1 protein-coding gene and 1 pseudogene are annotated in these 1000 nt (G+C 40.8%); one reads left to right on the forward strand and one right to left on the reverse strand.

Features of this window, described 5'->3' with window-relative positions; genetic code table 11:
* Positions 1-276, reverse strand: a pseudogene (locus CVN76_RS31565) (hypothetical protein); the annotation flags it as partial.
* A gap of 219 nt (positions 277-495) precedes the next feature.
* Between CVN76_RS31565 and CVN76_RS00825 the strand changes: the two are divergent.
* Positions 496-843 carry a hypothetical protein gene (locus tag CVN76_RS00825; protein WP_100530085.1) on the forward strand — a complete coding sequence of 116 codons (348 nt, stop codon included), beginning with the start codon at positions 496-498 and terminating at the stop codon, positions 841-843.
* Positions 844-1000 lie beyond the last annotated feature (157 nt).

Below are 1000 nucleotides of genomic sequence, written 5' to 3' on the forward strand. Positions count from 1 at the left end.
AAAATAAATGATGCCTCCTATATGGTTTTTTTCGATGAGCTCGTTAATTTCAGGGCCCGCTTCTGTACCCTTGAAGCCGATCATCATTAGCTGACCGACTTTTTCTTCAAGCGTCATGCTTTCAAGCATTTTGTCTATTTTCTCTTGGTTTTCCGCAATGGCATCCATTCTTTTCTCCTTATCGGTTTCGGAATGATCTTCTTTTTGGATGAACATGATAGCCATAAACGAAAGGAGCACGAAGAAAAGCGCACCCATATATATTTTTCCTTTCATGCCCTGCCTCGCGATTGACGGTCCACCATTATAAAATCCCTTCCTTCCTTGCCTTTACCATTCATTTACCTCAAAACTCCTGTCTGCCTGGATTCGATCCACTACTCTTCATCTTGTTCATAAACGGGGCATTCTATATCAAGCCAAGGTATTTTTTTGCATAAAGCATTGGCGGCGTACCATACTACTTACATACACTCATGCAAAGGAGATGCACCCATGGACGGAATTTTGAGGAATTTAGCCGATACCTTCAGTCATGCAGTCGATTATGCAAAAGAAAAAATATCTGCCATTACGGGGTCAACCTCTGTTACCATCGCGGAATTGAGCCAACACATCATCAATCAGCCTGAAACGATACTAATCAAGAAAAGCCTTTTAGGAATCCACTTCTCTTTTTATCATTTGCAAAAAGAAGATGTTTCCTATTATCTGGAAATGAGAGACTCACAAATTTTACAGCTGGATGTACAAGCACATGACCATACCATCGTGTCGTATCGATCTTATCGAGATAAGTCAGACCTGCCCGCGTCAGTTAAATTTCCGAAAACCCTTTTATAGAAATACGAAGCCGCGTCTCAAAGTGCCCATCTTCTAGGCCTGATCCTTATCAATAAAGTTCGGGAAGCGACTTCATAAAAAGCAAAAAAAATGTAGACAAGCCTCATTTAAAATCGAGTTTGTCTACATTCCCAAAGCTGACACCCACCAATACTTA

This window comes from Bacillus sp. mrc49 (assembly GCF_002803435.1).